The organism is Flavivirga jejuensis (assembly GCF_030540765.1).
Lineage (GTDB): Bacteria > Bacteroidota > Bacteroidia > Flavobacteriales > Flavobacteriaceae > Flavivirga > Flavivirga jejuensis.
This window is the reverse complement of the sequence record NZ_JAUOEL010000006.1, coordinates 314,518-324,837: the sequence shown is the minus strand read 5'-3', so window position 1 is coordinate 324,837 and position 10,320 is coordinate 314,518. Positions and strand designations below refer to the sequence as shown.

Here is a 10,320-nt window from a genome sequence, read left to right as displayed (position 1 = left end):
AAAACAAACACATAGTTATATGAAACCACATCACTATATATTCATATTATTGATAACCATTTTCAATATCCCACAAACAGTCAGTGCTCAAATTACACTAGAACAACTTATAGGCACGTGGACTTTTGATTATCAAGCTTCCATAAATAATATGTCCCAGAAATCAAAAGCTCATTATGCACAAATGGACATTGCCCTCCAAAGTAAAATATCAACAAGATATAAAAATCGTAAAGTCACTTTTAACGATGATGGCTCTTATGTTCAGGTATTAACAGGGGGTAAAAACACTACAGCTGCTTGGGCTATAAATAAGGACAACAACCTCGAAATCACTGCCCTCAATGAAAAAACGATACTATTTAAAATTAAAAAACTTGAAAGAAATACTTTAATCTTAAGCCAAATTAAGCCCAAAGACAGCAATGTTAATGTCTTGTTTACACATTGGTATTTAACAAAAAACTAAAAACATGACAGCAATAACAATAAACCATAATACATTCAATATTAAAGCACTGATTTTTTTAGCAATGTGTTTTATATGCTCAGGTAGTCTTTATGCTCAGACTTATTTTATTGACGGGCATTTAAATCCTACTATAGGACAATCTGAGCCCTATGCCTTTATCGATAGTAATTACAGTACTCCCGGATCTGGATTTTATTATATGTGGTATGCCAATTCTGGAGGGGTTATAACGGAATCGAATAGTAGCACTTATTTTGATTATAACGCCCCTAATATTAATATCACATGGACCTCCTTAGGAACCAAGACACTTATGGTAGATGTGTATGATGATTATTCTGATTATTATGATGAGATAACTGTTACGGTTTCGGCTAGTGCGCCACCACCTCCAACGACTCCTACGATACAAAGTACTAATTGTGGTAATACTGTATTACAACGAGGCACGCCTCCTAGTGGGGTGACCTGGTATTGGCAAAGTAGTGCGGGTGGAACAAGCACTTCTAATTCTGCCAGTACCATTACACTTACTAGCGGCAGTATTTATTACTTACGTGCCAGAAATAGTAGTAATGTATGGAGTACAACCTCTAGAAGTGTAAGCTATAGCATCAATACTGTACCGGCCACTCCAGCCATCCCGACAGTGACCAATAACTGTAACAGTACAATACTAACCAGAAGTACCCCACCCAGCGGGGTCACCTACTACTGGCAAAGCAGTAGTTCTGGTACCAGTACTTCAAATTCAAGCACAACAATAACAAGAATCTCAGGTACGGTTTATTACTTACGTCCTAAAAATAATAACAGTTCATGCTGGGGTACAGCCAGAAGTGTCAACTATTCGGTGAATAAAGCACCTCTTATACCTGTAAAACCAACAGTGACCAATAACTGTGGCAGTACCGTACTTACCAGAAGTACGCCACCCAGTGGGGTCACCTACTACTGGCAAAGTAGTAGTTCTGGTACTAGTACTTCAAATTCTAGTACAACAGTAACAAGAACCTCAGGTACGATTTATTACATACGTGCTAGAAACAACAGCAATTTATGCTGGAGTATTGTTAGAAGTGTCAGCTATTCAGTGAATGAGATACCTAGTATACCTGCAACACCAACGGTTACTAACAATTGTGGTAGTACCGTTTTAACAAGAAGCACGCCTCCTAGTGGTATTACTTACTATTGGCAAAGTAGCTCTAATGGTACTAGCACTAGTAGTTCATCAACCAGTATAACTCGTACCAGTGGAACAGTTTATTATTTAAGAGCAAGAAATAACAGCAATGGCTGTTGGAGTACAGCCAGAAGTGTTAGCTATTTAGTGAATGTAGTACCCGGTATACCTGCAACACCAACGGTTACTAATAATTGTGGTAATACCGTTTTAACAAGAAGCACGCCTCCCAGTGGTATTACTTACTATTGGCAAAGTAGCTCTAGTGGCACTAGCACTAGTAGTTCATCAACTAGTATAACCCGTACCAATGGAACAGTTTATTATTTAAGAGCAAGAAATAACAGCAATGGCTGTTGGAGTACAGCTAGAAGTGTTAGCTATTTAGTGAATGTAGTACCCAGTACACCATCAACACCAACGGTTACTAACAATTGTGGGAGTACCGTTTTAACAAGAAGCACGCCTCCCAGTGGTATTACCTATTATTGGCAAAGTAGTACTAATGGCACTAGTACAAGTAGCTCATCAACCAGTATAACCCGTACCAGTGGAACAGTTTATTATTTAAGAGCAAGAAACAATAGTAATGGCTGTTGGAGTATAGCCAGAAGTGTTAGCTATTTAGTGAATGTAGTACCTGGTATACCTGCAACACCAACGGTCACTAACAATTGTGGTAGCACCGTTTTAACAAGAAGCACGTCTCCCAGTGGTATTACCTATTATTGGCAAAGTAGTTCTAGTGGTACTAGTACAAGTAGCTCATCAACCAGTATAACCCGCACCAGTGGAACAGTTTATTATTTAAGAGCAAGAAACAATAGCAGTGGTTGTTGGAGTACAGCTAGTACCGTAAGTTATACTATTTCTCAGTCAACAACTTGGTATGCTGATGCTGATGGAGATGGTTATGGTAGCTCTGGAGTTTCAATAGGAGCCTGTATACAACCAAATAATTATGTAGCCAATAATTTAGATTATGATGATAATACAGTAAATATCACTAACATAGCACCTCAAACCTTTTATGCAGATATAGATGATGATGGCTTTGGAGATGCCACTGTAAGTGTATTTTATAGTGTCATGCCAGCAGGTTATGTTACCAATAATGCTGATCAATGTCCAACAGAATATGGAACTTATAATGGCTGTGATTATACCCCTGCTGTTTTATCCGATGAGAATTATATCTATACTAGGACCTATCAAAAACCCATGAGTAGTGATTCTGAAATAAATCAAGATACAGATATTATAGAGAGTGTCGCCTATTTTGATGGTTTAGGGAGACCTATGCAAAGTGTTGGTATCAAGGCAGCACCAGATAAGAAGGATATTGTAACCCATATAGGCTATGATACCTATGGGCGTCAAGATAAGGATTGGTTGCCTTACCATGAAACTACAGGAAATTTAGGGAGTTATAGATCAGGTTCGGAAGCGTCGACCCATAGTTTTTACGATGTTCCTGAATATGAGGATACCACAAATCCTTATTCAGAGAAACATTTCGAAGCTTCTCCTCTGAGTAGAATATTAGAACAAGGAGCTCCAGGAAATGATTGGCTAGTTAATAAAACTAGTGATACAGATAATACCATAAAGTTTGAATATCAAACCAATATTTTAAACGAAGTTAAGCACTACAGTGTAACCACTACATTTGCGGATAATACTTTTACGCCAGCATTAATAGATCACGGAAATTATGTGGTAGGCAAATTATATAAAAGTATTACCAAAGATGAGAATTGGACCAGTGGTACCAACCATACCATCGAAGAGTTTAAGGACAAACAAGGGCGGGTGATTTTAAAGAGAACTTATGCAGACGTTAATGGTATTTCTACGCCTCATGACACCTATTATGTGTATGATGATTTTGGAAATTTAACCTATGTACTCCCTCCTAATATAGATACTTCTGTTTCTATAACATCTACTATATTAGATAATTTAGGGTATCAATATATATATGACCATAGAAATAGACTAGTGGAAAAGAAGATACCAGGGAAAGGCTGGGAGTATATTGTTTATAATAAACTGAATCAACCTATTTTAACGCAGGATGCGAATTTAGAAGAAGATGATAAGTGGCTCTTTACCAAGTACGATGCATTTGGAAGGGTCGCTTACACCGGAATGTACAGTGACGGGAGTTTTAGAACAGATCTGCAGGATCTGGCAGATGCTAACAGCTCACAATATGTTACCAAAAGTTCGTCATATACTACCATAGCGGGAACGATTATTTATTATGATAATGGGGGATATCCAACCGTAGCTGCTACGGATGAGCTGCACACCATCAATTACTACGACGATTATACCTTCGATATTGAATCGGGAGTTTCAGAAACGTCCTATGGAATAGCTCCTATCACCAACACAAAAGGCTTGGCTACGGGGAGTAAGGTACGTGTTCTGGACTCCAGTCCAGTAAAATGGATTACTACTGTAACTTACTACGATGAAAAATCCAGACCTATCTATGTATATAGCTTTAATGATTATTTAGGAACTACCGATAAGGTGAAAAGCCAATTGGATTTTACAGGACAGATAACGGAAACCAACACTGTACACGATAAAACAGGACAAAGTACTATAACTACGGTAGATACCTTTGCCTACGACCATGCAGGACGACTCATATCTCAAAAGCAAAAGATCAATAATTTAACTGAAGAACTAATTGTTTTAAATACTTATGACGAACTGGGACAATTGGAAAACAAAAAAGTGGGAGGTGCTGTTGCTGGTAATATTGAAAATTCAACCGGCTTACAAATGATTAATTATACTTATAACATTCGTGGTTGGCTCAAACAAATCAATGATCCTTCCAGCTTAGGAGCCGATCTGTTTGGTTTTAAGATCAATTATAATACTAATGATTATGGTGCGACTAATCTGTTTAATGGCAACATATCTGCGACCGAATGGCGAACTGCTAATACAGATAATAGCTTAAAATGGTATAATTATAGTTATGATGAGCTGAACAGAATTACTGGTGCTACCAATACCAGTAATACCAATTATAATATCTCTAATATTGCTTATGATAAGAACGGAAATATTCTTAACTTGCAAAGACAGGGACACACCAATGCGGGTGCTACGCTCTTTGGAACGATGGATAACTTAAGTTATACCTATGAAACGAATAGTAACAAACTGCTAGAGGTAGCCGATACAGGAAATGACGCTTATGGGTTTAAAGACGGTACCAATTCAAATAATGATTATACCTATGATGATAATGGGAATATGATAATGGATTTAAACAAAGGCATTACTAATATTACCTATAACCATTTAAACTTACCGACATTAGTAGATATTAATGACGGGGGTAGTAATATAGGAACTATTTCTTATCTCTATGATGCTACTGGTGTAAAGCTTGAAAAAACAGTGAGTACAGGTGTAACAACTGAATATGCAGGTAATCATGTATATGAAGATGGCTCTTTGAAATTCTTTAACCACCCCGAAGGATATGTAGAGCCTAATGGTAGTAGTTTTGATTATATATACCAATACAGAGACCATCTTGGTAACATTCGCTTAAGTTATAATGATAGTAATGATGATGGAATTATAACGGGAGGGTCAACCCAAATATTCTTTGATGGTTTTGAGAGTGTATCTGGTTGGGACGGTACAGGACATACTTGGGGTTGGGAGGTAGATGAGTTTGACAGCAACTTCAAATTTCAAGGGAATTATACTGCAAGGTTAGACCCACATCCATCGATCTATTGGGCAAATGCTGTTCATAGCAATGAATGGATAGATATTAGTAATACCGAAACTACAGACTATATATATTCTGCATGGGTTTATATGGAAAATATAACAGAAAACAAAGCAAGAATTTTTCTTTTTATGAATGAAGATGGAGAAACAGGTTATTATACTTTATTGGACCAACACGATCCAACTGTAAAAGGAAAATGGTGCTATGTAGAAAAAAGAGTAAGTGTGCCTGCTAATATAACCAAACTTAATTTAAGAATTGACAACTATTATGCTGGGAGCGTATGGTATGATGATGTAAGTATCCGCAAAGTTAACGATCCTGCAACTGTTGAAATACTGGAGGAGAATAACTACTATCCTTTTGGTTTAAAACATAAAGGGTACAACTTAAATGTAGCTAGTACTAATATAGCGTTGAAACGGAAGTTTGGGGGTAAAGAGTATCAGGATGAGTTAGGTTTAGGTTGGTATGATATTACGGCTAGGAACTATGACCCTGAACTAGGAAGGTGGATGAACCTTGACCCATTGGCGGAAAAGATGAGAAGACATAGTCCTTATAATTATGCTTTTGATAATCCTATATTCTTTATAGACCCAGATGGGATGATGCCTTTTGGTCCAGGAGACCGTACAAATGTTAATGTTATATCTGAAAAAGGAAAAGTTTTATCTCCAGAAAGGAGAAATGGTGCAAGAATGCGAACTAGTTCATTTAAGAATAATAGAGCTTCAAGTGTTACAACTTATAATGTAAATGATAGCAATCTAAGCTCTGGAATGCAAAAAATACAAAAAGCTGTTGGAGTAAAAGAAAACTTTGTTAGTGTGTCAAGAGAACAGATGACTCAAGTTGGTCAATTTTTCGACAAGAATGGTAACAAAGTATCAGCAAAAGATAATAAAACGGGAAGTTTTGTTCTAACCACAACTACCGTTAATCAGTCTATCGATTTAACAGGAGATATATCATTAGATAGTGAAGTAACAACTACAACTACAACTACAACACAGACATTTTCTGTTTATAGAGGAGGTGGTTTTTCAGAAGAAAATCCAAATGGAAGTATACATTCTATTTTTGAAGAAGATTCAACTACGGTAAGCTCATCTGAAACGCAAACTTTAAATGAATCAGGAAATGATTTTTTTGAAGTGGTTAAAAGTAGTTTAGAGCAAAATGCATCTAATCAAAGAAGTAATAGAGATAAATTGGCAAAACAAACGAAAAAATTAAGTAAAATGGCAGAAGATATAGGTAAAAATTTAGGAGATGCAGCACAAAACTAAAAAGAGACAGGTTATAGATATTTTTATAATATCAATTGTTTTATTTCTATTAGTAGAATTATTTAAAATAATATTTTCAGAAACTATATGGAATTATTTCAGTGATAGAAATGTAGAATCCGATGCCATAACACTTACTATACTTTTTTTAAGAGAAGCGCCTTTTCTGTTTTTTACTTTATTTCTTTTTCTAGTAAAAGGCAAAATGAATTTAAAATGGTTTAGTATTCTATTAGGACTTATTCTGGCTTATTTGATTAATCTATTAATATATTAATAGGGTCATTTAATTACCAGCTCTTCGAAGTTTGTAACCCCCGCAAGTCCTCGGGTGTGCTGTGAGTAAGTCGAAAGACTTACGTAACTAAAAATAAGATGGTATTAGGTCTACCGATATAGGCTTCCAGGAGCGTGTATCAAACTACTTTTCTGATGCTATAGGAGTGATTTTATAGTGTGAAGCGAGAAAAGAAAAGACTTTTTTTAAAGAGTCAAGTGCGAATAAAAGAGGTGAGCGAGAGCGAACCTACTGATGAAGCGTCGAGAAAGCGGAACATATTGTCAAAACCGAGATATCTAGGAGTCTTAGGGAAGAGTATAGCGGTTACCTGTTTACTGGCTATACGGCAGTCGTCGTTAAGGAGGCATGACTTTTATTTAGGCTTATTTTTGGAACGCAGGAAAGCCTTTTGTTGATGTTAAAGAGAACGTTCAAGTTAGGGAATAACAAGGCAATTATCAAAGCAACAAAAGGATGCGGATTGGTTTGTAGTAGTGAAGAAGCTTTTGTAATGAAAGTGGAGCGAAGAAGCCAAATTATACAAGTTTTTTTTAATTTAGAAACACCTCAAAATATGAGTAGGATTTTTAAAGAGAAATCAAAACCATTACCAATCAGTAAAGAGATGGTATCACGAGCTTTTAAGCGTGTAAAATCTAACAAAGGAGTTGGAGGAGTCGACGGATTAAGTCTTAAAGACTATGAGGACGACTTGTCTAACAATCTTTACAAGTCATCAAAGATTTAATAGAGACAGAGTTGGAGCAACCCCTGTTAGTCCTCGTGTGGCTAGCCCAGCTGGTGCTCGTATGCGCTAGCGCTTCGTCTTTGACGAGTGCCGTTCTGAGTAAGCAAATAACAAAAGCTATGATTTTTATGTCATAGCTTTTTGTATTTTAGAGACATGAGTAGAAAGTATAAATTTCATAACCTTAGTGGTTTATATTTTGTAAGTTTTGCAACAGTATATTGGTTAGACATATTTACAAGACAAGTTTATTTTAGTGTATTGGCAGACAGCATAAATTATTGTAGAGCAGAAAAAGGTATGGAATTGTATGCGTATTGTTTTATGCCAAGTCATGTACATTTTATATTCCGCTCAGCTGATGAGCAACCCATGGAATTAATACAAGCTTATAAAAAGCATACAGCCAAAAAAGTTTTAGAAATCATAGAAAATAATCCACAAGAAAGTAGAAAAGACTGGTTATTATGGATGTTTGAACGCGCAGGCAAAAAACAAAGTAATGTGAGTAAATATCAATTTTGGCAACATCATAATAAACCTATAGAATTATGGAGTGAAAAAGTAATAAAACAAAAAATAGATTATATTCATAACAATCCTGTAGAAAGTGGTTTTGTAACAAATGCTATTGATTGGAAATATTCTAGTGCCAGAAATTATCAAGAGGATCATACTGTTTTAGAAATAGACTCTATTGGCTTTTTTGGGTAGAATTAGAATAAAGGTAAAAACTAATAATGAAAAAAACAGGCACGGCACTCGTTGCAAACGAGCGCTAGCGGGGGGCATATATAAAAGCAGGTTATGAAACTTCAATAAGAACTACAGAATCTGGAATGACTGAACTCTTACGAACAAAAATCATACAATAATTATGAAAGATTATGAAATGCATAAATTAATAGTGGATAATTTGATTTCTCGTTATGGAGATTTAAAAAAAATGAAAACAAATAATGATGCTTTAAATACAAATGTGTTTTTAAATATTGCAGATTTCAATTCAAACAATAGATTTGATTTTTTAGATAACGAATTACCTATTCTTGATTGTAAGTGTAAAAATGGAAATTATATACTAGCAACAACTCAATCACTTTATAGTTTATTTGAAGGAAAGAAATACTCCATGAAATATAAAGAATTTTTGAATTCGGATAAGTCCTACTTCTCAAGTAACAAAGAAATTGCGGAAGGAAAGACAAAAGTATTCAAATACAACCTTAAATCTGGAGAAGTTTTTTTTTATGAGATAGATTCATTTTATCCTGCGGATATTGTTCATAACCAATTGGTCTTAAGTATGCGCTTTAATAAGTATGGTAATAGTGGTAATGGTACAGATTAGGGTACTAACTCAAATTAGTTGTTAGAGTCATATATATATTTAAACTACTAATAATCAATTAAAAGTAATTTAAATATATTAAAACAACAGGTGTATATAAGTATGCCTGTTTTGTTTTATATAGTATATATTTTTGATGTGAATTTGGTTATTTGTGTTATTGTTGAGTAATGAAAATAATGGTTTTGTAGTTGGAAAATTATACTATTAGTCTATTTTCCCCGCTAGTCCTCGTATGCGCTAGCGCTTCGTCTTTGACGAGTGCCGTATTGAGTAAGTAAAACGGAACTAAAATAATAATAAAAAAAGCTTTTTTATTGAGTCAACTAGTTGGCTTCGTTTGTAGAGTAAGTACTAAGTATAAGAAATTAAAATAAATTAAGAAAGAAGCTACTTTAGAAATAGAGTAGCTTCATTATTTATAACTTTTAACATTGAAAAGTGTTAGTTTCTTTGGTATATGTTGTAGTAGAACAAAACATCACCGCTAGTCCTCGTATGCGCTAGCGCTTCGTCTTTGACGAGTGCCGTATTGAGTAAGTAAAACGGGACTAAAATAATAAAAAAAGAAAGCTTTTTTATTGAGCCAACTAGTGGGCTTCGTTTGTAGAGTACTAAGTATAAGAAATTAAAATAAATTAAGAAAGAAGCTACTTTAGAAATAGAGTAGCTTCATTATTTATAGCTTTTAACATTGAAAAGTATTAGTTTTTTGGGTATATGTTGTAGTAGAAGAAAGCATCATAAATCAACAATATTTTTAACTAAACATCTATAAATTTACTCATAAGTATATTTTTTGTTTAACTATAATTAATATTTAATGGTTAAAGCCAAGCAAAAAAATGTTTAAAAATAAACAGCTTTTTGTATTTACTAACTATTCAATTAATAAATTGTCAAAATTGGTTTTAGATATAAAGCACAGTTAAAAGAAAGTCATATTTAAGAAAAAAGAAACAGTGTTTTTTATCCATACTCTTAATAAAGGGTTAATAAGCAAAGCGCTTTAACCGCCTCCAAGCATCAACATGCGAATTAATATGATTAGATATAATCCTATTAGTAAATAAATTGTCTTGCGTGATACTATTTAAGCATCTAGATATTTTGGTAGTTGATTTCATTTTTTTGATTATTTAATTGATTGATGAACCTTTTTTTGTTTTAAAAGACGCTACTTATCTGTAACGTCTTTTGCTGTTCCAGTTGTAAC

Annotated in this window: 6 protein-coding genes; all 6 read left to right on the top strand. The window is 34.5% G+C overall.

The annotated features are described in order from the left end of the window. The first annotated feature begins 19 nt into the window (after positions 1–19). The 6 genes from Q4Q40_RS17515 to Q4Q40_RS17490 all read left to right on the top strand — a co-directional run bounded on the left by Q4Q40_RS17515 (position 20) and on the right by Q4Q40_RS17490 (position 9,104). Positions 20–469, top strand: coding sequence for a hypothetical protein (locus tag Q4Q40_RS17515; RefSeq protein ID WP_303303246.1), 450 nt, complete (start codon positions 20–22; stop codon positions 467–469). A 4-nt stretch (positions 470–473) separates the two neighbouring features. Next, on the top strand, positions 474–6,725 hold the full coding sequence (locus Q4Q40_RS17510; RefSeq protein WP_303303245.1) for a DUF6443 domain-containing protein: 6,252 nt from the start codon (positions 474–476) through the stop codon (positions 6,723–6,725). Next, on the top strand, positions 6,709–7,002 hold the full coding sequence (locus tag Q4Q40_RS17505; RefSeq protein WP_303303244.1) for a hypothetical protein: 294 nt from the start codon (positions 6,709–6,711) through the stop codon (positions 7,000–7,002). Before Q4Q40_RS17510 ends, Q4Q40_RS17505 begins: the two co-directional genes overlap by 17 nt. A 418-nt stretch (positions 7,003–7,420) precedes the next feature. Beyond that, the gene (locus Q4Q40_RS17500) at positions 7,421–7,753 is read left to right on the top strand and encodes a hypothetical protein (protein ID WP_303303243.1); all 333 of its coding nucleotides are present in this window, start codon (positions 7,421–7,423) and stop codon (positions 7,751–7,753) included. A 156-nt stretch (positions 7,754–7,909) separates the two neighbouring features. Then, positions 7,910–8,467, top strand: a complete 558-nt coding sequence (locus tag Q4Q40_RS17495; protein ID WP_303303242.1) for an REP-associated tyrosine transposase — start codon at positions 7,910–7,912, stop codon at positions 8,465–8,467. 163 nt (positions 8,468–8,630) lie between these two features. Continuing rightward, entirely contained in the window at positions 8,631–9,104 is a 474-nt protein-coding gene (locus Q4Q40_RS17490; protein ID WP_303303241.1) for a hypothetical protein, read from the top strand. Positions 9,105–10,320: the final 1,216 nt, after the last annotated feature.

What these genes read in the sequence shown, in the direction of transcription:
- Q4Q40_RS17500 (WP_303303243.1), top strand. Translation starts at nt 7,421, where the DNA reads ATGTTAAAGAGAACGTTCAAGTTAGGGAATAACAAGGCAATTATCAAA.
- Q4Q40_RS17510 (WP_303303245.1), top strand. Translation starts at nt 474, where the DNA reads ATGACAGCAATAACAATAAACCATAATACATTCAATATTAAAGCACTG.
- Q4Q40_RS17490 (WP_303303241.1), top strand. Translation starts at nt 8,631, where the DNA reads ATGAAAGATTATGAAATGCATAAATTAATAGTGGATAATTTGATTTCT.
- Q4Q40_RS17515 (WP_303303246.1), top strand. Translation starts at nt 20, where the DNA reads ATGAAACCACATCACTATATATTCATATTATTGATAACCATTTTCAAT.
- Q4Q40_RS17505 (WP_303303244.1), top strand. Translation starts at nt 6,709, where the DNA reads ATGCAGCACAAAACTAAAAAGAGACAGGTTATAGATATTTTTATAATA.
- Q4Q40_RS17495 (WP_303303242.1), top strand. Translation starts at nt 7,910, where the DNA reads ATGAGTAGAAAGTATAAATTTCATAACCTTAGTGGTTTATATTTTGTA.